Origin of the sequence: Microbacterium sp. NPDC064584, from assembly GCF_040687315.1 — a bacterium.
GTDB lineage: Bacteria > Actinomycetota > Actinomycetes > Actinomycetales > Microbacteriaceae > Microbacterium > Microbacterium lacus.
Genome location: NZ_JBFBMZ010000007.1, coordinates 148940 through 171406 on the forward strand (window position 1 = coordinate 148940; position 22467 = coordinate 171406).

Sequence of the window (22467 nt, forward strand, 5' to 3'; positions counted from 1 at the left end):
CACCGGCTCAGGATAGCCAGCGCGGCGCGGAGTCAGCTCTCCAGGACCCTCAGCGCCGCCCACAGTTCGGCGCGGGCCGCGAACGACCCGAGGTCTCGCCCGAGCACCTGCTCCGCCAGAGCGAGCCGGGTCCGCACCGTGTGACGGTGCACGCCCAGCGAGCGCGCGGTGCTCTCGTGGGAGCAGTCGTCGTCGAACCACGCGCGCAGCGTCTGCATCAGGTGGGTGCCGTGTCGCTCGTCGTGCACGAGGAGCGGACCGAGTTCGGCGGCGGCGAGCGTTCGGGACTGCGCGGTGAGCGCCGACAGCACCCCGGACGCGGCGACGTCCGCGAACGCGGTCACCGGGCCGACCCCCCGATCGCGCGCCAGGGTGGCCTGTCCGATCGCTGCGGCGAAAGCGTCGTAGCCGACGGGGTCGGACACCCCTACGCGCAGCTCGAAGCGTTCTGCCACTTCGTCGATCACGGCGCGCTCGGCCGCGGGGACGACCATCACCAGGCCGTCGTCGCCGCGCCCGAAGAAGAGCGACCCGCGGCGCTCCTCGGCGCGCAGCTCCAGCAGCTCCGCGAGTCCGTCCGCCCGGGAGGAACGGGCCGCCGTCGCCCGACCGCCGGTTCCGGATGCCGCCGCCTCCGTCACGGCGACGATGACGGGCGCCGGGGGCAGGGGGCCCCACAGGTCGCGCGAGACCCGACGTGCCAGCGTGGGATCGTCGGTCACGAGCGAGTGCACGAGCCCGGCGCGCAGTGCGCCGCGCGCGCGGGCGAGACCCTGCTGCTGCTCGAGCGCGAGACCCGCCATCGCGATGACGGCGGTCACCACGCCGCGCCCCTCCTGATCGAGGTCGCCCGCGGCGATCGCGATGACACCGCGCAGGTGTCCGCCGCGGCCGAGTGTCTGCAACGAGAAGGCGGTGTCGCCGATGCGCAGCGCTGAACCCGCCCGAGCGCCACGACGCAGCACCGCGCCGACCTCGTCGTGCAGATCGCCCGCGGTTTCGGCGGCGAGGCCGCCGGCGGGGTGTTCACGAGTGAGCTCACCGGCCGCGTCGTACATCCCGACCCAGGTGCCGAGCTGTCGCGCGAGCTCCGCGACCGTCGCGCCGAGGCCGTCCGGGCGGAGCGCGGCGAGCGCGATCGCCCGCTGCGCGGCCAGAGCCCAGCTGCGCCGCGCGTAGGTCTGCGCCGCGATCGCCTCGGCGTTCGCGCGCGCGACCGCGATGAACGGCGTCCGATAAGGCACTTCGAACAGCGGCATGCCCTGCTCGCGGCACGCGGCGGCGAGCGGTGCCGGGATGCCCTCCCGCACGACTTCCGTCCCGAACCCGAGCCCGACGACGCCGCGCTCGCCGAGGCGCCGCACGTACGCCGCCCACGCCTCGGCATCGTCGCCGGCGTCCTGGAACTGCGTGCCGGTGGTCAGCAGCACGAGCCCTTCCGACAGGAACGGCGTCGGATCGGCCAGGTCGGAGCTGTGCACCCAGCGCACCGAGCGGTCCAGCGCCTCCGGCGCGACATCCGGCTCAGCCAGACGCAGCCTCAGGTCGGTGCGCGCGAGGAGGGCGCGAAGGGTCGGGGTGTCGGCGGCGATGTCCACGAGACCTCCTGAGATGTACTGCCCGTACAGCACGCTCAACAGAATGTACAACCTGTCAGGTGCAGCGCCGAGAAACGGCGGTCTACGCTCGCGACCATGAGCACGACTGCGACCGACACCCTGACCGCGCCCGTTCCGCTGGGCGGACCCACGCTCCCGCAGGAGCGCCGCATCGTCACGAGCATCCCGGGCCCGCGCTCGCAGGAGCTGCTGGCACGCAAGGCGGATGCCGTGGCCGCGGGGGTCGGGCACACCGTGCCGATCCAGGCTGTCGCCGCCGGCGGCGGCGTGGTCGTGGATGCCGACGGCAACTCGCTGATCGACCTCGGCGCCGGCATCGCGGTGACCACGCTCGGCAACGCGCACCCCAGGATCGTCGCTGCCGTTCAGGAGCAGGTGGCGCAGTTCACCCACACGTGCTTCATGGTCTCGCCGTATGAGTCGTACGTCGCCGTGGCGGAGGCGCTGAACCGCATCACGCCGGGCAGCCACGCCAAGAAGAGCGCCCTGTTCAACTCGGGCGCCGAAGCGGTGGAGAACGCGGTGAAGATCGCGCGGAAGTACACCAAGAAGCAGGCCGTCGTCGCCTTCGACCACGGCTACCACGGTCGCACGAACCTCACGATGGCACTGACGGCCAAGAGCATGCCCTACAAGAGCGGCTTCGGGCCGTTCGCATCCGAGGTCTACCGCGCGCCGATGTCCTACCCGTTCCGCGACGGGGGGCTCAGCGGGGCGGATGCGGCGCGCAAGGCGATCTCCGTGATCGAGAAGCAGGTCGGAGCGGACAACCTCGCGGCGGTCATCATCGAGCCGATCCAGGGCGAGGGCGGCTTCATCGTCCCCGCCGACGGCTTCCTGCAGGGGCTCCTCACGTGGTGCCACAGCAACAACGTCGTCTTCATCGCGGACGAGATCCAGACGGGCTTCGCCCGTACCGGTGCGATGTTCGCAAGCGACCTGTTCGGCATCGAGCCCGACCTGATCACGACCGCGAAGGGCATTGCCGGCGGCCTGCCGCTCGCGGCCGTGACCGGTCGCGCCGAGATCATGGACGCGTCCCACGCCGGCGGCCTGGGCGGCACGTACGGCGGCAACCCGCTCGCGTGCGCCGCGGCGCTCGCCGCGATCGACGTGTTCGAGAACGACGGCCTCACCGAGCGCGCCGAGCAGATCGGCGCGATCCTCACCGACCGTCTCCGCCGCATGCAGAGCGCTGATCCGCGCATCGGCGACATCCGCGGACGCGGCGCGATGATCGCCGCCGAGTTCGTCGTCCCGGCCACCGGCGACGCCGACGGCACGCTGACCTCGACGATCGCGAAGGCGTGCATCGCGGAAGGCGTCATCGTGCTCACGTGCGGCACGTACGGGAACGTCATCCGGTTCCTGCCGCCGCTGTCGATCTCCGACGAACTGCTCCACGAAGCGCTGGACGTCGTGGAAGCGGCTCTCGCCGCAGCCTGAATCACCCGCGGACCGTCCGGTGGGGGAGCCGGGCGTGGCGCGGTCACCGTGCACTTCCCCCGTGTTTCGAGCAAAGGAGCCGACGTGGTCGAGCTGAACCGTGACGTCGTGATCGTGGGGGCCGGTGCCGCCGGCCTGACCGCGGCGAACGAGCTGAAGAAGGCGGGCCTGTCGGTCGCGGTGCTCGAAGCACGCGACCGCGTGGGCGGACGCCTGCACACCGACGTGATCGAGGGCGCCATGCTCGAGATCGGCGGGCAGTGGGTCTCACCCGATCAGGACGCGCTGATCGACACGGTCGCCGAGCTCGGACTCGAGACCTTCAGCCGCTACCGCGACGGCGACAGCGTGTACGTCGGGCCGGACGGTGTCGCCAAACGCTTCACGGGCGAGATGTTCCCCGTCTCGCCCGAGACGGAGGCGGTGATCGCCGAGATCACCGAGCGCCTGGATGCGATGGTCGCCGAGATCGACCCCGACCGTCCCTGGGCGCACGAGAAGGCCGCCGAGTGGGACTCGATCTCGTGGGATGCGTGGCTGCGCGCGCAGACCGACGACGACGAGGCCGTCCGCAACCTGGCCTTCGCGACCGGCTCGGCGATGCTCACCAAGCCGACTCACTCGTTCTCGCTCCTGCAGTCGCTCCTGATGGCGGCATCCGCGGGTTCGTATTCGCACCTCGTCGACGCCGACTTCATCCTCGACAAGCGCGTCGTCGGCGGCCTGCAGCAGGTTCCGCTGCTGCTGGCCGAGCGTCTCGGCGACGATGTGTTCCTCGAGCAGCCGGTCCGCACGATCGACTACTCCGACGGCGGAGTGACCGCGATCGCCGACGGCATGACGGTGCGCGCGCGGTTCGCGATCCTCGCCCTCGCACCGAACCTGTACCCGCGCATCTCGTTCGTGCCGGCCCTTCCGCGCCTGCAGCACCAGATGCACCAGCACATCTCGATGGGCTTCGTGATCAAGGTGCATGCCGTCTACGACCGCCCGTTCTGGCGCGAACAGGGCCTGTCCGGCACCGCGTTCAGCCCGTACGAGCTCTCACACGAGGCGTACGACAACACCAACCACGGCGATGAGCGCGGCACGCTCGTCGGCTTCGTCTCCGATCAGCGCGCCGACGACGTGTTCCGTCTGTCGGCCGAGGAGCGCAAGGAGCGGATCCTCGAGTCGCTGTCGCACTACTACGGTCCCGAGGCGAAGAACCCGATCGTCTACTACGAGAGCGACTGGGGCAGCGAGGAGTGGACGCGCGGCGCATACGCCGCGAGCTTCGACCTCGGCGGCCTGCACCGCTACGGCGCCGACCTGCGCTCGAGCGTCGGGCCGATCCACTTCGCGTGCAGCGACCTCGCCGGTGCCGGCTACCAGCATGTCGACGGTGCGATCCGCATGGGCCGTCTCGCGGCGGAGCAGATCCTCCAGGAAGCACGCGCATGAGCGGGCGGATCGTCGTCGGATACACCGCCACGACCGCCGGGAAGGATGCCGTCGCCCTCGGTGCGCGCCTGGCCGCGGCATCCGGATCCGCACTCGATCTCGTCGTCGTCCTGCCGGGCGACGATCGCAGCGTCATCACCCCGCCGGACGCGAGCTACGACCGCTACCTGACCGGTCAGGCGGGTGCCTGGCTGGAGGACGCGCACCGGCTCGTTCCGGCGGGCATCGCCGTCACGCCGCACGTCCGCTTCGCCGACTCGTTCGCGGAGGGCCTCGTGGCGGCCGCCGACGAATTCGGTGCGTCGCACATCGTGGTCGGCGCGGCGAACGGCGGTCTGCGCGGGCGCCACCGGCTCGGCTCGGTGGCCACCGAGCTCCTGCACTCCTCCGATGTGCCCGTCGTGCTCGCTCCCGAGGGGTCGCGGCGCGTGGACCCGGCGACCGGAATCACTCGCATCACCGCGGCCGTGGGCACCCGCCCCGGCGCGGACGCGCTTCTCGAGGAGGCGACGTCGCTCGCGACCTCGACGGGCGCCGAACTGCGGCTGCTGTCGCTGGTCACGGTCGACCTGCCGGCGAGCATCGACACCGGCGTGATCAAGGTCGCCGGCGCCGCGCATGCCGATCAAGTGCTCAGCCGGGCGCGGGCCGCGCTCTCCGACGTGGACGCCGAGGTGGTCGTCGCCAAGGGCGACAGCATCGAGGACGCCGTGGCCCACTTGAGCTGGGAGCCCGGCGAGCTCGCGGTCGTCGGATCCAGTCGTCTCGCGCAGCCACGGCGGCTGTTCCTCGGCTCGACGGCGGCGAAGATGCTGCACGAGCTTCCTGTTCCGATGATCGTGGTGCCCCGCACGCGCGTCTCTGAAGGAGTGTCGCAATGAGCGAACACATGGGCGCTGCGGCGCCGCTCGCGTCCGCGGGCGAAAAGGGTGCCAAGACCGATCTGTCCAAGAAGGGCCTGAGCGCCGGCACCGTGGGCCTGATCGGCGCGGTGGTGATCGGCATCTCCTGCATCGCCCCCGCCTACACGCTGACGGCCGCCCTCGGCCCGGTGGTGTCCGAAGTGGGCTTCCAGGTGCCGGCGATCATCATCGTCGGCTTCATCCCGATGCTCCTCGTCGCGTTCGGCTACCGCGAGCTCAACCGCTCGATGCCCGACTCGGGCACGTCGTTCACGTGGGCCACCCGCGCGTTCGGCCCCTGGGTCGGCTGGATGGCGGGGTGGGGGCTCATCGCGGCGACGATCCTCGTGCTGTCCAACCTCGCCGGCATCGCGGTCGAATTCCTCTTCCTCCTGATCGACCAGATCGCCGGAAGCCCCGGCACGATCGCGGAGCTCGCCTTCAACCCGTTCATCAACGTCGCGGTGTGTCTGCTGTTCATGCTCGGGGCGACGTTCGTGTCCTACCGCGACATGCAGACCACGCAGAAGCTGCAGTACGTCTTGGTCACGTTCCAGGTGCTCGTGCTCGTGATCTTCTCGGTCGCCGCCTTCGCGCACGTCGCCCAGGGCAACGCGTTCGACGCGAGCCCGGTCGAGCTGTCGTGGTTCAACCCGTTCGCGGTCGGCGACTTCGCCGCGGTCGTCGCGGGCCTCTCGCTGTCGATCTTCATCTTCTGGGGGTGGGATGTCACCCTCACGATGAACGAGGAGACCAAGGACCCCGAGAAGACGCCGGGGCGCGCCGCGACCCTGACCGTGCTCACGATCTTCGCGCTGTACCTGCTGATCTCGGTCTCTCTCCTGGCGTTCGCCGGCACCGGGACGGAAGGACTCGGTCTCGGCAACGAGGACATCCAGTCGAACGTGTTCTTCTACCTGTCCGGGCCCATCCTCGGACCGTTCGCGTTCCTGGTCTCCCTCGCGGTGCTGACGAGCTCGGCATCATCGCTGCAGTCCACGTTCGTCTCGCCGGCGCGCACGCTCCTGGCGATGGGCCACTACGGCGCACTGCCCGGTCGCTTCGCCGAGGTGAGCCCGCGGTTCTTCACACCGGGCTTCGCGACGATCGTCTCGGCGGTCGTGGCGTCGGTGTTCTACGCCGTGATGCGCTTCATCAGCGAGGACGTGCTGTGGGACACCATCACGACGCTCGGCATGATGATCTGCTTCTACTACGGCATCACGGCTTTCGCGTGCGTCTGGTACTTCCGCAAGCAGTGGTTCGACACGACCCGGAACGTCTTCTTCACGTTCCTGTTCCCGCTCGTCGGCGGCGTCATCCTGCTGTTCCTGTTCGGCAAGACGCTCATCGACAGCATGAGCCCCGACTACGGCAGCGGATCCAACATCGGCGGCTTGGGGCTCGTCTTCATCCTCGGTGTCGTCGTGATCGGGCTCGGCATCGTGATCATGATCTGGCAGGCGATCAAGCGTCCGGCCTTCTTCCGCGGCGAGACGATTTCCCTCGACGCACCCGCGAGCCTGCGCCGCGCGCGCCGGTGACCGGCAGAGTAGATATCCCAGCGAACGGAGAAACATGAGTGACTACAAGGTCGTCAACCCCGCGACGGGGCAGACGCTCGCCGAATACCCGCTGACGACGGATGCCGAGCTCGAGCAGGCGCTCGCGTCGGCGTACGAGGCCGCCAAGGGGTGGGCGCACACCTCCGCGGTGTCCGAGCGCGCCGGGCTCCTGCGCCGCGTCGCGGAGCTCCACCGGGAGCGCCGGGAGGAACTGGCGGCGACGATCGTCCGCGAGATGGGCAAGCCCCTCGAGGCTGCTCTGGGCGAAGTGGACTTCGCCGCGGACATCACGGAGTTCTACGCCGACAACGCCGAGCGGATCATGAAGGACGAGCCCATCGACATCCTCGCGGAGGGCACCGCGGTGATCCGCCGCTCGCCGCTCGGCGTGCTGCTGGGCATCATGCCGTGGAACTTCCCGTACTACCAGGTCGCCCGCTTCGCCGCGCCGAACCTGCTCGTGGGCAACCCGATCCTGCTCAAGCACGCACCTCAGTGCCCGGAGTCCTCCGCCGCGATCGAGGACATGTACCGTACGGCCGGCTTCCCCGACGGGGCGTACACGAACCTGTACATCACGAACGACCAGGCGGCGACGGTGATCGCCGACCCCCGCGTGCAGGGCGTCTCGGTGACCGGTTCGGAGCGCGCCGGCTCGGCCGTGGCCGAGGTGGCAGGACGCAACCTCAAGAAGGTCGTGCTCGAGCTCGGAGGCTCGGACCCCTTCATCCTGCTGTCCACGGACGACCTCGACGCCGCGGTCCAGGCCGCCGCCGACGCGCGCCTGGACAACACGGGCCAGTCGTGCAACGCCGCCAAGCGGTTCATCGTTGCCGACGACCTCTACGAGCCGTTCGTGGAGAAGTTCACGGCGATCCTCACCGGCGCGAAGGTCGGAGACCCGTTCGCCGAGGACACCGTGCTCGGCCCGCTCTCCTCGGAGCTCGCGGCGCAGCGCCTGCAGGAGCAGGTCGACAAGGCCGTCGCGCAGGGCGCGACGCTCGTGGCCGGCGGCACGCGCGACGGGGCGTTCTTCCCCGGCACGGTGCTCACGGACGTGACCCCGGAGATGGACGCCTACCGCGAGGAGTTCTTCGGCCCCGTCGGTGTGGTCTACCGGGTCCGGGACGAGGACGAAGCGGTGCGGATCGCGAACGACACCCCGTTCGGCCTCGGATCGTACGTCTTCACGACGGACGCCGAGCAGGCCGAGCGCATCGCCGACAAGATCGACGCGGGCATGGTCTACGTCAACCTCGTCCTGGCGGACTCGCCCGAGCTCCCCTTCGGCGGCGTGAAGCGCTCCGGCACGGGCCGCGAGATGGGGCTGCTCGCTGCGGACGAGTTCGTGAACAAGAAGCTCGTGCGCATCGGCGCGTGACCCTCGGCATCCGTCCCGCGCCCGCCTTTCGCGGCGGGCGCGGGTTCGCCCGGGTGCAAGGCATGCCGTACACTGGAGCGTGCAGTTGAAGTCTGCATTCTTTCGCCGTGCCCGGTGCTCGGGCCAGCTCCCTCTCATCCAGGTTGTGGTGAAAGACTGTGGACATCCCGAGGCCGTGAGGTCTCTAGGGCGGTAGCTCAATTGGCAGAGCAGCGGTCTCCAAAACCGCAGGTTGCAGGTTCGATTCCTGTCCGCCCTGCGCGTCAGCCGAAGCTGACACACGGAAGGTAATCAGGTGGTCTCGATGGTCCAAGACGAGCCGAAGGGCGAAATCGTCCCCTCGGGCGCCGGTGCACCCCGGGAGAAGAAGCCCAACATCTTCGCCCGCATCGCACTGTTCATCCGTCAGGTGCTCGCCGAGCTCCGCAAGGTCGTCACGCCGACCCGCCAGGAGCTCATCAAGTACACCGGCGTGGTGCTCGGCTTCGTCATCATCATGATGGCTCTGGTCTACGGGCTCGACCTGCTCTTCGTCTGGGTCACGACCGTCGTCTTCGGCGTCCCGGCCTGACCATCTGATTCGCACGGGGTGCAGCCGCTGCTCCCGAAGGAAGAGAACGCAATTGTCTGAAAGATATGTCGACGACGCCGATTGGGCGACCGCTGCCGAGCAGTCCTCGGAGGACGACGAAGCCCAAGAGGGCAACATCCTCGCCGAGGAGGACCGCGCGAACACGCCGGCCGAGCACCTCGCCGTGCACATCGTGGACGAGGACGAGGACGGACTCGAGGACCTGGACGACATCGACATCGACGACCCGGAGGCGGACGCGATCGTGAACGACGCTCTGAACATCGACGAGGCCGCCGAGGTCGAGGCGGCCGCAGAGGTGCTGACCGACTCGCTGGCCGAGGAGGAGGCGGAGTACGCCGCCGAGCATGCCGACGACGTGACCCCGTACGACGGCCCGGACGTGAACGGCGATGAGGACGAGCCGGTCCTCGATGCCGAGTTCGTCGCAGACGTGGATGCCGCCGCCGGTGTCGTGGACGAGGTCGAAGCCTCCGTCGACGCGGCTGACGCGGCGATCGCCCCGGTCGATGAGGACGCCGCCGACGACGAGTCCGACGTCGACGAGGACCCCTACGAGACGTTCCGCACCGAGCTGCGCATGCTCCCCGGCAAGTGGTACGTCATCCACTCCTACGCCGGCTTCGAGCGCAAGGTGAAGGCCAACATCGAGCAGCGCAAGTCCACGCTCGAGGTCGAAGAGGACATCTACCAGATCGAGGTCCCGATGGAGGACGTCGTCGAGATCAAGAACGGTCAGCGCAAGATGGTCACGCGCGTCCGGATCCCCGGCTACGTGCTCGTGCGCATGGAGCTCAACGAGGACACCTGGTCGGTCGTCCGCCACACGCCCGGTGTCACCGGCTTCGTCGGCAACGCGCACAACCCGACGCCGCTGCGCTTCGAAGAGGCCTTCAACATGCTGAAGTCCCTCGTCGAGGTCAAGGAGGTCGCGCCCGCCAAGGGGGCCGCCGCCAAGGGCAGCCAGGCCGTCGCGCGCAGCATCCCCGCCGAGGTCGACTTCGAGGTCGGCGAGACCATCACGATCAAGGAGGGCTCGTTCGCGGGTCTTCCCGGCACGATCAGCGAGATCAAGCCCGAGAGCGGCAAGCTCACGGTCCTCGTCTCGCTCTTCGAGCGCGAGACCCCGGTCGAGCTGTCGTTCGACCAGGTCACCAAGCTCTGATCCACTCGGATCCCGAAAGCGCCTCGTCTTCGACGGGGCGCTTTCGCTTTGCGCCCGCGCTCGGCCGCGTCGATGTGCAGGATGACGGAGATGCGCGCGATGACGGATGCTGGGGGCGCAGAGGATCCGTCATTCTGCACATCTCCGCACTTCTGCGCGGCATCCACTCCTCCCCACCGCCCGGACCCCCGCGCGTCTTCCCCAATCACGCCGGCGCTCCGGTGGCAGTGCGCGCGACGCGGAAGTCTGCGGGGATGGGATTCGTGAGGGATGTCGTCGCCACGGGCGGCGGCGTGGTCAGGGTTGCGGCGCTGCGGGCGGCCGGCGTGCCGCGGCGGGCGATCGAGCACGCGGTCTCGACGCGGGAGCTGATCCGCCCGCGCAACGGCTGGGTCGCGCTGCCGGACGCCGATCCGCTGCTGGTCGCGGCGGCGCGCGCCGGAGTGGTCGTCTCCTGCGTCACACAGGCCGAGAGGCTCGGACTGTGGGTGCTCGGGGACGGTGCGGTCCATGTGGCGGCGCCGCCGAAGCGCCACATCGGGGAGGTCCGGGCGGGGACGCGGGTGCACTGGGGGCGCCCGCTCGTGCCGCGGCATCCCGATGCCGTCGCCGACCCGGTCGAGAACGTCCTTGCGGCGATCGCGGGCTGTCAGCCTCACGAGCGGGCGATGGCTGTGTGGGAATCCGCGCTCCGGCAGGGCCTCGTCGCCCGCGAGTCGCTCCGGCTCATGCCCCTCGCCCCCGCCGCGCGATCGCTGCTCGAGGAGTGCTCGCTGCACTCAGATTCGGGGCTCGAGACCTTCATTCCGGTGCGCCTGCGATTCCTGCGGCTGCCGATCCGTCAGCAGGTGTGGCTCGCGGGGCATCCGGTCGACTTCCTCGTCGGCGACCGCCTCGTCCTGCAGATCGACGGCGGACACCACGTCGGCGCACAGCGCCGCAGCGACATCGCGCACGATGCGCGCCTGACGCTGCTCGGCTATCACGTGATCCGCATCGACTATGTGCAGATCATGACGCGGTGGGCGGAGGTCCATGACGTGATCGTGCGCGCCGTCGCGCAGGGGCTGCATCGGGCCGCGTGAGCACCGTCTGGGCAGGGCGTGGTGCGCCGGATGACGGAGATGTGCAAGATGACGGACACATCGCCCGCGCGGCATCCGTCATTCTGCACATCTCCGCGATCTCGCACGTCGAGCGGGGCTGGAGGCGAGAGGGGATGCCGGGGGAGCGGATCAGGTAGACTTGAGCGGTTGCGCCCATCGCGCGACGAAAACCCCACCACGTCCAGGACTCGCCTGGTTCGTGGAAGCGCGCCCCACGGGGCGCACGAAGAACAGGAACACAATGGCACCCAAGAAGAAGGTGACCGGCCTGATCAAGCTCCAGATCAAGGCGGGTGCGGCCAACCCCGCGCCGCCGATCGGTCCGGCGCTCGGTCAGCACGGCGTCAACATCATGGAGTTCTGCAAGGCGTACAACGCGGCCACCGAGGCGCAGCGCGGCAACGTCATCCCCGTCGAGATCACCGTCTACGAGGACCGCAGCTTCACGTTCATCCTCAAGACGCCGCCGGCGGCTGAGCTCATCAAGAAGGCGGCCGGCGTCGCCAAGGGCTCGCAGACCCCGCACACGGCCAAGGTCGGCAAGCTCACCAAGGCCCAGGTCCGCGAGATCGCCGAGGTCAAGCAGCCCGACCTGAATGCGAATGACATCGAGGCCGCCTCGAAGATCATCGCCGGCACCGCCCGCTCCATGGGCATCACGGTCGAGGACTGAGGGGGATAACGATCATGGCTACCAAGTCCAAGGCATACCAGGCCGCCGCGGCGAAGATCGACGCGGACAAGTTCTACACGCCCACCGAGGCCGTCGAGCTCGCGAAGAAGACGGGGTCGGCGAAGTTCGACTCGACCGTCGAGGTCGCCCTCAAGCTCGCCGTCGACCCCCGCAAGGCCGACCAGATGGTGCGCGGCACCGTCATCCTGCCCCACGGCACCGGCAAGACCGCCCGCGTGATCGTCTTCGCGACGGGTCCGGCCGCTGAGGCCGCCCTCGCCGCCGGCGCCGACGAGGTCGGTGGCGCGGAGCTCATCGAGAAGGTCGCGGGCGGCTACACGTCGTTCGACGCGGCGGTCTCGACCCCCGAGCTCATGGGCCAGGTCGGTCGACTCGGAAAGGTGCTCGGCCCCCGTGGTCTCATGCCCAACCCGAAGACCGGTACCGTCACCCCGAACCCGGCCAAGGCCGTCGAGGAGATCAAGGGCGGAAAGATCGAGTTCCGCGTCGACAAGCACGCCAACGTGCACTTCGTCGTCGGCAAGGCCTCGTTCTCGGCCGACCAGCTCGACGAGAACCTCAAGGCTGCGCTCGAGGAGATCATCCGCCTCAAGCCCTCCAGCTCGAAGGGCCGCTACATCCAGAAGGGTGCGGTGTCGACCACGTTCGGTCCCGGCATCCCGCTGGACGTCAACGCACTCTGACGATCCGTCCGACGAAGGGCCTCACCAGTGGTGGGGCCCTTCGTCCATTTCCCCCGTATCCACACTCAGGAGCCCCCATGTCCCGCCGCCCCCTTCTGCTCGCCGCCACCGCTCTGGCCGCCGCCCTCACGCTCTCCGCGTGCTCCGGTTCGGCTTCCCCGCCCGGCTCCGCCTCCGCACCGTCCGCGGACGGCGACCTCGGCCTCATGTCGGCCGGCACCCTCACGGTCGCGACCGAGGGCACCTATCGACCCTTCAGCTACCACGATGAGTCCGGCGATCTGGTCGGGTTCGACGTGGAGATCGCCGAGGCCGTCGCCGACGAGCTGGGTCTGAAGGTGTCCTTCCAGGAGACCCAGTGGGACGCGATCTTCGCCGGCCTGGATGCCGGACGTTTCGACGTGATCGCCAACCAGGTCTCGATCAACCCCGAGCGCGAGGAGAAGTACCTCTTCAGCGAGCCGTACACCGTCTCCCCGGGCGTCATCGTCGTGAACGAGGACGACGACTCGATCACGAGCTTCGCCGACCTCGCGGGCAAGACGACCGCCCAGTCGCTCACGAGCAACTGGTACGAGCTCGCTCAGTCCAGCGGCGCGACCGTCGAGGCCGTCGAAGGCTGGGCGCAGGCCGTCGCCCTCCTGCAGCAGGGCCGCGTGGACGCCACGATCAACGACAACCTGACCTTCCTCGACTACGAGAAGAGCGAGGGCCCGACCGGGCTCAAGATCGCCGCCGAGACCGATGACCCCGGTCTCAGCGCCTTCGCGCTCACGAAGGACAAGGAAGCGCTCGCCGCCGCGATCGATGACGCGCTCGCCGCGCTGCGCGCCGACGGCACGCTGGCGAAGATCAGCGAGAAGTACTTCGGCGAGGACGTCACGCAGTAACCTCAGAGCCGCCGCCGGCCCGTCCCGGGCCGGCGGCGATCAACGCGATCGAGGAGGGCACATGGCAGATCCCGGCATCTGGCAGCTGCTGGTCGATTCGTTCTGGCCGCTGCTGCTCGCAGCGATCACCGGGACGATTCCGCTCGCGCTCGCCTCGTTCGCCCTCGGGCTGATCATCGCGATCGGGCTCGCCCTCATGCGTCTGTCGGGCAACGTGGTGCTGGCCGGCATCGCGCGGGCCTACATCTCGGTCATCCGCGGCACACCGCTCCTGGTGCAGCTGTTCGTCATCTTCTACGGGCTGCCTTCGGTCGGCGTCGTGATCGATCCGTGGCCGGCCGCGATCATCGCGTTCTCCCTCAACGTCGGCGGGTACGCCGCCGAGGTCGTCCGCGCGGCGATCCTCTCGGTGCCGCGCGGGCAGTGGGAGGCCGCGCACACCGTCGGACTGTCCCGCGGTCGCACGCTCACGAGGATCGTCCTCCCGCAGGCCGCTCGCGTCTCCGTTCCTCCGCTGTCCAACACCTTCATCTCCCTCGTGAAGGACACCTCGCTCGCTTCGACGATCCTCGTCACGGAGCTTTTCCGGCAGGCCCAGCAGATCGCGGCGTTCTCGTTCGAGTTCATGGCGATCTATCTCGAGGCCGCCCTCATCTACTGGATCATCTGCCTCGTCCTCTCGAGCGGGCAGAGCGCGATCGAAAAGAGGCTGGACCGCTATGTCGCCCACTGATCCCCTCCTTCGCGTCTCCGGCCTCACGAAGAGCTTCGGTGCGAACCGCGTGCTCGACGGCGTCGACTTCGACGTGCGTCGCGGTGAGGTGGTCGCTCTCATCGGGCCCAGCGGGTCCGGCAAGACGACCGTGCTCCGCTGTCTCAACGGCCTCGAGACGCCGGATGCCGGTCTCATCGCGTTCGACGGCGGCCCGGTGATCGACTTCGCCCGCCCGGTCTCCAAGGCCGACCGGATCGCCCTGCGCGATCGTTCTGCGATGGTCTTCCAGCACCACAATCTCTTCCCCCACCGCACGGTCCTGCAGAACGTGACGGAGGGGCCGATCTACGCGCACGGCGTCCCGAAGGCGGAGGCGATCGCCCGGGCGGAGGCGCTGCTCGAGCGCGTCGGGCTGGCCGACAAGCGGGACGCGCTGCCGTTCGCGCTGTCCGGCGGCCAGCAGCAGCGCGTCGGCATCGTCAGGGCGCTCGCCCTGCAGCCGTCGCTGCTCCTCTTCGACGAGCCGACGAGCGCGCTGGATCCCGAACTGGTCGGCGAAGTGCTCGTCGTGCTGAAGGAGCTCGCCGACGAAGGCTGGACCATGGTGATCGTCACACATGAACTCGCGTTCGCGCGCGAGGTGGCAGACGAGGTCCTGTTCTTCGACGACGGTGTCATCCTCGAGCGCGGGGCGCCGGGCGAGATCCTCACCGACCCGCAGCACGACCGCACACGGCGCTTCCTCGACCGGATCCTGCGGCCCTTCGAGGACTGATCCGCCCGGTCGCAGCCTCAGTCGCGGACGACGAAGCCGGGCTTCCCGGTGGGTTCGGCATCCGTCACCATCGCCGTGTCGACGCGCGCGCCCGGCGGCCCCTGCGCCATCCACGCCACGACCCGGTCGATCTGCTCGTGCGTGCCCTCGATCTCGGCCTCGACGCTGCCGTCCGGAAGGTTGCGCACCCACCCGGCGACCCCCGCGGCCGCGGCGACCGTCCGCATCGTGTACCGGTAGCCGACGCCCTGCACCCGGCCGTGCACCATCACGTGGACGCATCTCATGCCTCCATCGTGCCGTGGTCGCCGCGGGATCGGGTACCGCGGCGTCAGTGGGGCAGGACGAGGCTGACGCCGATCGCGACCATCACGACGGCGATGATCGCGTCGAGGATGCGCCAGGCGCGCGGCGTGCCGAGCCACCGGCCCAGGTAGCGCGCGCCGAACGCGAGGGCGAAGAACCAGATCACGCTCGCGGCCATGGCGCCGGCGGCGAACACCCACCGCTGGTCGCCGTGGGTGTTCGCGACAGTCCCGAGGAGGAACACGGTGTCCAGGTACACGTGCGGGTTCAGCCACGTCAGTGCCAGGCATGTCGCGACGACGGGGATCGCCCGGGTGGCCACGGCCGTCGCGCCGGCGGTCGCCGCGGTCGCGCCGGCGCTCGCCGCGGTCGTGCCGGGCGCCGGCGCTGAGGACCCGAGTGCCTCACCCGACGGGCGCCACGCGCGCCGCGCCGCCAGCAGGCCGTAGCCGATGAGGAACAGCGCACCCGCCCAGCGCACCACATCGATCAGCCACGGCACGGCCTGCAGCACGAGTCCGACGCCGGAGACGCCCAGAGCGATGAGCACCGCATCGGAGACCGCGCAGATCGACGCGACCAGCACGACATGCTCGCGACGGATCCCCTGCCGCAGCACGAACAGGTTCTGGGCGCCGATCGCGACGATGAGCGAGAAGCCGAGACCGACGCCGGCGAGCAGGGGAGTGAGCACTCTTCGACGCTAGGCGGTTCGCCGCATGCAGTACAGCTGAAGATTCTTCATCACCATTAGAATCTCTCATGATGCGCATCCCTCCCGACCTCGCTCTCACCCTCGCCGCCGTGATCGACGAGGGGACGCTGGATGCCGCCGCCCGACGACTGCGCGTGACCCCGTCCGCCGTCAGCCAGCGGATCAAGACGCTCGAGGAGCAGCTCGGCCGCGTGGTCCTCGTGCGTTCGAAACCTGCGCGGCTCACGGATGCCGGAGCCGCCGTCGTCCGGATGGCCCGCCAGATCGCCCTCCTCGAGCACGACGCCCTCGCGGGCCTCGGCGACGACGCCGCCGCACGGACGACCGTGCCGCTGGCCGTGAACGCCGACTCGCTGGCGACCTGGTTCCTCGATCCGCTCGCGCGACTCGCGGAGCGGCATCCGGTCGTCTTCGAGCTCCACCGCGACGACCAGGACTTCACCGCAGGCCTGCTGGAGTCCGGAACCGTGATGGGCGCGGTCACCTCACGCGAGCGCCCGGTCGCCGGCTGTCGCGTGAGTCCGCTCGGCGCCATGAGGTACGAAGCCGTCGCGACCCCCGCGTTCGCCGCGGAGTGGATGCCGGACGGTGCCGATCCGGCAGCGCTGGCGATCGCGCCCCTGGTGGATTTCGATCGGCGTGATGATCTGCAGACCCGCTGGCTGCGCACGCACGGGGTCGACCAGACTGTTCCGCCGCGGAACTTCGTCCCGGCGTCGAGCGATTTCGCGGCTGCCGTGCGGGCGGGACTCGGCTGGGGGATGCTGCCGCTATTCCAGTCCGCGCAGGCGCTCGGCGACGGCGCGCTGGTCCTGCTCGGCGGGCCGCCGCTGGATGTGCCGCTCTACTGGCAGCAGTGGAACCTCCGCTCCCCGCTGCTCGACGCGATCGCCGACGAGATCGTGACCGAGGGTCGGCGCGTGCTGCGCAGCGCGGCCTGATCTGATCAGTCGTCGCTGACGCGCAGGACGATCTTGCCTCGCGTGTGCCCCTGTTCGAGTTCGGTGTGCGCGGCCGCCGCGTCGGCAAGCTCGAACACGCGATCGATGTAGACCTGAATCGCGCCGGAGTCCAGCAGCCGCGCGATCGTGGCCAGCGCACCGCCGTCGGGGATGACCTTGAAGGATGTCGCCCGCACGCCTGCGGCGTCCGCGGCCTCGGAGTACTCCGGCCACGAGCCGGTCGGCACGAGCACATACAGGCCGCCCGGGCGCAGCACCGTGAGGGAGCGCTCGCCCGTGCGGTCGTGCACATTGCCGACGAGATCGATCACCACGTCCACGTCGGCGACGACGTCTTCGAAGCGGGTCGTCGTGTGGTCCAGGACCACCGAGGCGCCGAGTTCCCGCAGCCACGACGCGTTGCGGGCGGAGCCCGTGGCCGTGACGTGGGCGCCGAAGTACGCGGCGAACTGCACGGCGAAGTGGCCGACACCGCCGCTGCCGGCGTGGATCAGCATCCGCTGACCCTCGTGCGCGTGAGCGGTCTCCACGACCAGCCCCCACGCGGTCAGCGCCGCCAGCGGAACGCCGGCCGCCTCGACGTGGGACAGCGCCGAGGGCTTGCGGGCCACCGACTGCGAGGGGACCACGACGTACTCCGCGTAGCTGCCGCCCGTGCGCGGGAAGGGCACCATCCCGAAGACCGGGGTGCCGGGGGCGAGCGGGTGCGACTCGTACGGGGAGCGCACCACGATGCCGCTGAAATCGAAGCCGAGCGCACTCGGGAAGTCGGTGATCGCCGCCGCGACGCCCTTGCCGCTGCGCGTCTTGGCGTCGATCGGGTTGATCCCGGCGGCGACGACGCGCACGAGGAGTTCGCTCAGCACAGGGGAAGGAACCGGCACGGTCGCCTCGTGCAGCGCGGCCGGGGTGCCGGTCTCATCGATCACCGCCGCGCGCATCGTCTCGGGCGGATCCGCCACCGGGGCAGGCGTCTCGGCGGCGGGGGCTGGTCGCAGCGGCCGGAATCTCATGGGTCGCTCCTTCCGGGTGCATGTCGGCTTCGGCAGCACTCTTCTGCTGTTCCCACAGTCAAGCGCGACTATGTCTCTGCCGTGTTACGCCGGTGCTACCGGCTCGGGAAGCCCGCCGGTGAGTTCGCCTTCAGCTCAGGGCATCTCGCCCGAGGTCAGCGCGTGCAGGAGCCGGGTGAGGTCGCGGATCTGCTCGACCGGCCAGCTCTCCAGGGACTCCATCAGGATGCCCTCCTGCGGCGCACGGGCGAGCGAGAGGCGCTCCAGTCCGAGCGGCGTGGGGGAGAGCAGGCTCGATCGCCCGTCCGACGGGTCGGGAGTTCGGGAGACGAGGCCGAGGTCCTCGAGTTCGCGGACCGTGCGGCTGATCTGACCCTTGTCGGCCATCAGCGAGTCGGCGAGGGCGGAGAGGGTCACGCTCTCCCGACGGACGATCGTGGTGAAGACCTTGTAGGCCCCCGGCAGCATCCCCGGACTGACGCGATTCGCGTTCTCCGCGATCACCCTCCGCACCCGCGTGATCAGCTCGCTGAACTCGGACTCGAGGGCGCGCACCGCCTCGGCGCGCTCCTCGCCCGTCGTCTCGTCCATCACCGTCGAATTTACCGTGCGCGGCGCGAGGCCCGTGTCGGGGTCGCGGGAGCCGCATCCGCCTTCGCGTCGTCAGCGGTGGCGGCGACGGCGTCCATTCCCTCGGAGACCGACACCGTGGCGAGGTCGGCCTCGCTCGCGCGGATGCGCTCCGTCGTGGTCATTCGGGTCAGCGGCGTGTTGGGCAGGAACACGATCGCGATCAGACTGATCACGGCGAACGGCACCGCGATGAGGAACGAGTGCGAGATGCCCTGCGCGTAGATGTCCTCGAAGATCACGCGCAGCGCCGCGGGCATCGCCGAGACCTGCGGGAGGGTTCCCGAACTGAGCGTGTCCGCCCATTTCTGCGCGTCCGCGCCGAGGCTCATGACAGTCGCGGTGATGTCGTCCTTGCCCGCGGTGACGAGCTCGCTCACGCGCGAAGCGAGGGCCGCGCCCATGAGGGAGACGCCGATCGTTCCGCCGAGGCTTCGGAAGAACGTGACGCCCGCGCTCGCGACGCCGATCTCGTTGGGGTCGGACGTGTTCTGCACCACCAGCACGAGGTTCTGCATCGTCATGCCGACACCCGCGCCGAGCAGGAACATGTAGAGCGAAACCAGGAGGAAGTTCGTGTCGTAGTGGATCGTGGAGAGCAGGAACGAACCGGCCGTCAGGAAGACTGCACCGAGGATCAGGAACGGCTTCCACGTCCCGAGGCGGGTGATGAGCGCCCCCACTCCGACGGACGCGATCAACAGCCCCGCGATCATGGGGATCGTCATGAGACCGGCCTCGGTCGGGGTCGCTCCACGGGCGAGCTGCATGAACTGGCTGAGGAAGACCGACGCGCCGAACATCGCGATCCCCGTGGCGATCGACGCGATCACGGCGAGCGTGAAGGTGCGGTTGCGGAAAAGCGACAGCGGGATCAGCGGCTCCTTCGCGCGCAGCTCGGTGACCACGAACAGCACGGTGCCGAGGATCGCGCCGCCGACCATCAGGACGGTCTGCAGGCTCCACCATTCGAACGAGTCGCCGACGAGGGTCACCCAGATCAGCAGCAGGGCGACCGCGGTGGACAGCAGCACGATCCCGACGTAGTCGATCGACACCTTCCGGCGCGCACGGGGGATCACGTGCAGGGTCCGCTGCAGGATGATCAGGGCGAGCACGGCGAAGGGGAGGGCGACGTAGAAGTTCCACCGCCAGCCCAGCGTGTCGGTGATCACGCCGCCGAGCAGCGGGCCGCCGATCGTGGCGACGGCCATGACCGCCCCGAAGAGCCCCATGTAGCGGCCGCGCTCCCGCGGGCTGATGATGTCGGCCATGAGCACCTGGCTGAGCGCCGCGAGACCGCCGGCGCCGATGCCCTGCACGGCCCGGAACGCGATGAGCATCTCGGGCGACTGGGAGAAGCCCGCGGCCGCGGTCGCCAGGACGAAGATCACGATCGCGATCTGGATCAGGAGCTTGCGGTTGAACAGGTCGGCGAGCTTGCCCCAGATCGGAGTCGAGATCGCCGTGGTCAGCAGCGTCGCGGTGACGACCCAGGTGAAGGACGCCTGCGTGCCGCCGAGGTCGTGGATGATGACCGGCAGCGAGGTCGAGACGACGGTCGAGGCGAGCATCGAGACGAACATGCCGAGGAGGAGTCCCGAGAGGGCTTCGAGCACTTGGCGGTGCGTCATGGCGGGCTTGTCGGGAAGCTCGACGGTTTCGGACGTCGTGAGAGAAGTGGCGGACATGGCGATCCTTCGGCGGGAGGCGGCGGGACGCGGCGACGGTGGCGCGACAAGTTGATCTGAGTCAACTGTTGATCTGTGTCAACCATAAGGTAAATGGTTGAGACGCGTCAACTATTCCCGTTCCGCGGCTGCTGATCGCGCGCCGGGCACGGGGTCAGTCAGCGAGAGCGAGGGCGCGGAAGGGCTCGCGCGGCGGCCGAGGGGCCGGCATCCGCTCGGCGGGAGGCTGCGAACGAGCGAGCATCGTCCGGCGGTGGAGTTCGTCGATGAGGGTCGTCGCCAGGTGCACGAGGCGGCCGATCTCGACCTCGTCGCGATCGACCCACGCGCACTTCGGCTCGTCGCCGACCGGGACGAAGCCGTCGTGCTCCTCCCACGCGACGAGCGTGCGCTCGGCGCCGAGGACGTGCTGCTGCCACCAGATCTGCCGCAGATACGTGCGCGGGATGCTGCGCCACGACTTGTTGGTCGTCTTGATCTCGCAGAGGATCACCCGACCGTCGCCGTCGACCGTGACGCCGTCCGGGGTCGCGAGGTGGCGCTTCTCCACTTCGGCGTGGAAGAGCGCGCTGGAGGGCAGGATGCCGTGGGTGGCCGCCACCCAGCGTGCGATCTCGGGTTCGCGGACCCGGCCGTGCGCGGTGTAGGCGTTGCCCGAGAACCCCGAGCCCATGAGCTTCGCATCCGCGGCCTTCGCGATCGCGTTCGGCGAGGTCAGCGTGGCGACGTCCGTCGCGGTGATGCCCCGCGATCGAGCGCGGATCCAGGCCACGCGATCGCGCGAGTCCGCCACCACCCGGGCGGCGAGCCCGGGGTGCAGGGCGGCGAGTTCGGGTGACACGCCTTCGAGGCTAACCCCGCTCGCCCCCACGCGGTGGCGCGACACCCGCGTCCGCGGCCCCTGCTGCGCCGAGTGCACGAGTTCCTGCCGAGTGCACGGCATGCGCACGTTGAAAAGTCGTGCGCTCGGCGCGGACCCGTGCGCTCGGCGGGTGCGATCGTCTCCTCCACACGGAGCGCGCGCGCTCCGGGTGTCCACAGATGCCGGGATCTCAGACTGCGGGTCGCTGCGGGGCCTGACTCTGAACCGATGCGACGTGCCTTCTCCCTAGCGGAACTGTCCCCCCTCGTTCGATCGAGATCCGGTTTGCGCGAGGACGGGTGGACCGACCGCGCGATCGCCGGTGCGGTCGATCGCGGTGAGCTGCTCGTGCTGCGTCGCGAATCCTTCCTCGAGGCGGCGGATGCCGCGCAGATGTGGCCGGAGGGTCGACATCTCGCGCACGTGATCGCGGTGGCGAGGGACTCGCGCGGCGGTGCGGTGGCCTCCCACGAATCCGCCGCCGTGCTGTGGGGCCTCCCTCTGTACCGTCACCGACCCGATCGTGTGCACCTGACCACGCCCGCCCCGGTGCGGATCTCGAGCGGCTCGGATGTCCGCAGACACGTCGCGCCGTTGCGCGCGGACGACATCGTCGTGCGGTGGGGCATCAGGTGCACGTCACTCGCGCGCACGGTCTTCGACGTCATCCGGACACTTCCGCTCGAGACCGCGCTGGCTTGCGCCGATGCGGGCGAGCGTCAGATGGCACTGCGGGGGAGGGCGTGGGATCAGGATGCCGTACTGGCGTGGCGGGAAGGTCTGCAGCGGCGGCTCATCGATGCCGACGGCGCACGGGGGATTCGGCAGGCGCGGTGGGTCGCGGACTTCTCCGACGGCAGAGCGCAGCTCCCGGGCGAGAGCGTGAGTCGCCTGCGACTGGTCCGATTGGGATTCGCGCGCCCCCACCTGCAGGTGCCGGTGCCCGCTCCGCGCGGACGTCGGTACTTCGTCGACTTCGGCCTCGATGACGTGCGCACGTTCGGGGAGTTCGACGGCCAGGGCAAGTACACGGACGAGGCGATGCGCCGCGGCATCCCGCTGCAGCAGGTGCTGCTGGAAGAGAAGCGACGTGAGGACTGGATCAGAGGCACGACCCAGTGGAGATTCGTACGCTGGGAGGACGAGCACATCGTGAGCGCGGCCGCGCTCGGCCGGAGGCTCGCGTCCTTCGGCATCCGGCCGCCTTCGTGACCTGCGAGCAGTCCCGCGGCCGAGCGCACGACTTTGCACCGACCGCACGGCCTCGCGCCGCGGCCGAGCCGTGCGCTCGGTGACACGTCGTGCACTCGAC

The 22467-nt window shown here is 69.6% G+C and carries 22 protein-coding genes and 1 tRNA gene; 16 read left to right on the forward strand and 7 right to left on the reverse strand.

The genetic code is table 11. The features are described 5' to 3' along the window. Positions 1 to 32: 32 nt before the first annotated feature. Positions 33 to 1631: a PucR family transcriptional regulator gene (locus AB0P18_RS11640; protein WP_363360190.1), complete on the reverse strand. Its 1599-nt coding sequence runs from the start codon at positions 1629 to 1631 to the stop codon at positions 33 to 35. Between the two features lie 63 nt (positions 1632 to 1694). Between AB0P18_RS11640 and gabT the strand changes: the two genes are divergently transcribed. The 14 genes from gabT (at position 1695) to AB0P18_RS11710 (ending at position 14976) form a co-directional block, all read left to right on the forward strand. After that, positions 1695 to 3065 (forward strand): 4-aminobutyrate--2-oxoglutarate transaminase, encoded by a 1371-nt coding sequence (gabT, locus tag AB0P18_RS11645; protein ID WP_363360148.1) that lies wholly within the window; start codon positions 1695 to 1697, stop codon positions 3063 to 3065. Between the two features lie 84 nt (positions 3066 to 3149). After that, positions 3150 to 4508 carry an NAD(P)/FAD-dependent oxidoreductase gene (locus AB0P18_RS11650; RefSeq protein ID WP_344055411.1) on the forward strand — a complete coding sequence of 453 codons (1359 nt, stop codon included), beginning with the start codon at positions 3150 to 3152 and terminating at the stop codon, positions 4506 to 4508. Continuing rightward, positions 4505 to 5389 carry a universal stress protein gene (locus AB0P18_RS11655; RefSeq protein WP_363360150.1) on the forward strand — a complete coding sequence of 295 codons (885 nt, stop codon included), beginning with the start codon at positions 4505 to 4507 and terminating at the stop codon, positions 5387 to 5389. The genes AB0P18_RS11650 and AB0P18_RS11655 overlap by 4 nt, the downstream gene beginning before the upstream one ends. Before the next feature lie 8 nt (positions 5390 to 5397). Then, positions 5398 to 6954: an APC family permease gene (locus tag AB0P18_RS11660; protein WP_344055872.1), complete on the forward strand. Its 1557-nt coding sequence runs from the start codon at positions 5398 to 5400 to the stop codon at positions 6952 to 6954. Positions 6955 to 6988: 34 nt separating this feature from the next. Further along, positions 6989 to 8356 (forward strand): NAD-dependent succinate-semialdehyde dehydrogenase, encoded by a 1368-nt coding sequence (locus AB0P18_RS11665; protein WP_363360151.1) that lies wholly within the window; start codon positions 6989 to 6991, stop codon positions 8354 to 8356. A gap of 186 nt (positions 8357 to 8542) precedes the next feature. After that, positions 8543 to 8615 (forward strand) — tRNA-Trp (locus AB0P18_RS11670). Positions 8616 to 8660: 45 nt separating this feature from the next. Beyond that, a complete protein-coding gene (gene secE, locus AB0P18_RS11675; protein WP_344055408.1) occupies positions 8661 to 8927 on the forward strand; it encodes a preprotein translocase subunit SecE in 267 nt (88 codons plus the stop codon). 52 nt (positions 8928 to 8979) lie between these two features. Continuing rightward, entirely contained in the window at positions 8980 to 10113 is a 1134-nt protein-coding gene (gene nusG, locus AB0P18_RS11680) for a transcription termination/antitermination protein NusG (protein WP_344055407.1), read from the forward strand. Positions 10114 to 10367: 254 nt separating this feature from the next. Continuing rightward, complete coding sequence (locus AB0P18_RS11685; protein ID WP_363360153.1) at positions 10368 to 11198, forward strand: DUF559 domain-containing protein; 831 nt, start codon at positions 10368 to 10370, stop codon at positions 11196 to 11198. 262 nt (positions 11199 to 11460) lie between these two features. Then, positions 11461 to 11892: a 50S ribosomal protein L11 gene (rplK, locus tag AB0P18_RS11690; RefSeq protein WP_344055404.1), complete on the forward strand. Its 432-nt coding sequence runs from the start codon at positions 11461 to 11463 to the stop codon at positions 11890 to 11892. A gap of 14 nt (positions 11893 to 11906) precedes the next feature. Next, complete coding sequence (gene rplA, locus AB0P18_RS11695) at positions 11907 to 12596, forward strand: 50S ribosomal protein L1 (protein ID WP_344055403.1); 690 nt, start codon at positions 11907 to 11909, stop codon at positions 12594 to 12596. A 77-nt stretch (positions 12597 to 12673) separates the two neighbouring features. Beyond that, complete coding sequence (locus AB0P18_RS11700) at positions 12674 to 13486, forward strand: amino acid ABC transporter substrate-binding protein (RefSeq protein ID WP_363360154.1); 813 nt, start codon at positions 12674 to 12676, stop codon at positions 13484 to 13486. A gap of 61 nt (positions 13487 to 13547) precedes the next feature. After that, positions 13548 to 14219, forward strand: a complete 672-nt coding sequence (locus tag AB0P18_RS11705) for an amino acid ABC transporter permease (protein WP_344055401.1) — start codon at positions 13548 to 13550, stop codon at positions 14217 to 14219. Continuing rightward, on the forward strand, positions 14206 to 14976 hold the full coding sequence (locus AB0P18_RS11710; protein WP_344055400.1) for an amino acid ABC transporter ATP-binding protein: 771 nt from the start codon (positions 14206 to 14208) through the stop codon (positions 14974 to 14976). Before AB0P18_RS11705 ends, AB0P18_RS11710 begins: the two co-directional genes overlap by 14 nt. A gap of 17 nt (positions 14977 to 14993) precedes the next feature. Here the strand turns inward: AB0P18_RS11710 and AB0P18_RS11715 are convergent, their stop codons facing one another. Both AB0P18_RS11715 and lysE read right to left on the reverse strand, forming a co-directional pair. After that, entirely contained in the window at positions 14994 to 15263 is a 270-nt protein-coding gene (locus tag AB0P18_RS11715; protein ID WP_363360155.1) for an acylphosphatase, read from the reverse strand. 44 nt (positions 15264 to 15307) lie between these two features. Next, entirely contained in the window at positions 15308 to 15976 is a 669-nt protein-coding gene (lysE, locus tag AB0P18_RS11720) for an L-lysine exporter (protein WP_363360156.1), read from the reverse strand. Positions 15977 to 16047: 71 nt separating this feature from the next. On the opposite strand from lysE, the gene AB0P18_RS11725 reads away from it, so the two are divergent. After that, on the forward strand, positions 16048 to 16938 hold the full coding sequence (locus tag AB0P18_RS11725; protein WP_363360191.1) for a LysR family transcriptional regulator ArgP: 891 nt from the start codon (positions 16048 to 16050) through the stop codon (positions 16936 to 16938). 5 nt (positions 16939 to 16943) lie between these two features. Here AB0P18_RS11725 and AB0P18_RS11730 read toward each other — a convergent pair whose 3' ends face one another. From AB0P18_RS11730 to AB0P18_RS11745, 4 genes are all read right to left on the reverse strand, one after another. Further along, positions 16944 to 17972, reverse strand: a complete 1029-nt coding sequence (locus tag AB0P18_RS11730; protein WP_363360157.1) for an NADP-dependent oxidoreductase — start codon at positions 17970 to 17972, stop codon at positions 16944 to 16946. Positions 17973 to 18107: 135 nt separating this feature from the next. Beyond that, positions 18108 to 18563, reverse strand: a complete 456-nt coding sequence (locus AB0P18_RS11735; protein ID WP_363360158.1) for a MarR family transcriptional regulator — start codon at positions 18561 to 18563, stop codon at positions 18108 to 18110. Positions 18564 to 18574: 11 nt separating this feature from the next. After that, positions 18575 to 20236 carry an MDR family MFS transporter gene (locus AB0P18_RS11740; RefSeq protein WP_363360192.1) on the reverse strand — a complete coding sequence of 554 codons (1662 nt, stop codon included), beginning with the start codon at positions 20234 to 20236 and terminating at the stop codon, positions 18575 to 18577. Between the two features lie 211 nt (positions 20237 to 20447). Beyond that, entirely contained in the window at positions 20448 to 21113 is a 666-nt protein-coding gene (locus tag AB0P18_RS11745; RefSeq protein WP_363360193.1) for a YqaJ viral recombinase family protein, read from the reverse strand. Between the two features lie 327 nt (positions 21114 to 21440). Here AB0P18_RS11745 and AB0P18_RS11750 point away from each other — a divergent pair, with 327 nt between their 5' ends. Continuing rightward, positions 21441 to 22367 carry a hypothetical protein gene (locus AB0P18_RS11750; RefSeq protein WP_363360159.1) on the forward strand — a complete coding sequence of 309 codons (927 nt, stop codon included), beginning with the start codon at positions 21441 to 21443 and terminating at the stop codon, positions 22365 to 22367. Positions 22368 to 22467: the final 100 nt, after the last annotated feature.

Coding starts and splice junctions, on each gene's coding strand:
- gabT (WP_363360148.1), top strand. CDS start 1,695: ATGAGCACGACTGCGACCGACACCCTGACCGCGCCCGTTCCGCTGGGC.
- AB0P18_RS11655 (WP_363360150.1), top strand. CDS start 4,505: ATGAGCGGGCGGATCGTCGTCGGATACACCGCCACGACCGCCGGGAAG.
- AB0P18_RS11660 (WP_344055872.1), top strand. CDS start 5,398: ATGGGCGCTGCGGCGCCGCTCGCGTCCGCGGGCGAAAAGGGTGCCAAG.
- AB0P18_RS11665 (WP_363360151.1), top strand. CDS start 6,989: ATGAGTGACTACAAGGTCGTCAACCCCGCGACGGGGCAGACGCTCGCC.
- secE (WP_344055408.1), top strand. CDS start 8,661: ATGGTCCAAGACGAGCCGAAGGGCGAAATCGTCCCCTCGGGCGCCGGT.
- AB0P18_RS11685 (WP_363360153.1), top strand. CDS start 10,368: ATGGGATTCGTGAGGGATGTCGTCGCCACGGGCGGCGGCGTGGTCAGG.
- rplK (WP_344055404.1), top strand. CDS start 11,461: ATGGCACCCAAGAAGAAGGTGACCGGCCTGATCAAGCTCCAGATCAAG.
- rplA (WP_344055403.1), top strand. CDS start 11,907: ATGGCTACCAAGTCCAAGGCATACCAGGCCGCCGCGGCGAAGATCGAC.
- AB0P18_RS11700 (WP_363360154.1), top strand. CDS start 12,674: ATGTCCCGCCGCCCCCTTCTGCTCGCCGCCACCGCTCTGGCCGCCGCC.
- AB0P18_RS11705 (WP_344055401.1), top strand. CDS start 13,548: ATGGCAGATCCCGGCATCTGGCAGCTGCTGGTCGATTCGTTCTGGCCG.
- AB0P18_RS11710 (WP_344055400.1), top strand. CDS start 14,206: ATGTCGCCCACTGATCCCCTCCTTCGCGTCTCCGGCCTCACGAAGAGC.
- AB0P18_RS11715 (WP_363360155.1), bottom strand. CDS start 15,263: ATGAGATGCGTCCACGTGATGGTGCACGGCCGGGTGCAGGGCGTCGGC.
- AB0P18_RS11725 (WP_363360191.1), top strand. CDS start 16,048: ATGCGCATCCCTCCCGACCTCGCTCTCACCCTCGCCGCCGTGATCGAC.
- AB0P18_RS11730 (WP_363360157.1), bottom strand. CDS start 17,972: ATGAGATTCCGGCCGCTGCGACCAGCCCCCGCCGCCGAGACGCCTGCC.
- AB0P18_RS11735 (WP_363360158.1), bottom strand. CDS start 18,563: ATGGACGAGACGACGGGCGAGGAGCGCGCCGAGGCGGTGCGCGCCCTC.
- AB0P18_RS11740 (WP_363360192.1), bottom strand. CDS start 20,236: ATGACGCACCGCCAAGTGCTCGAAGCCCTCTCGGGACTCCTCCTCGGC.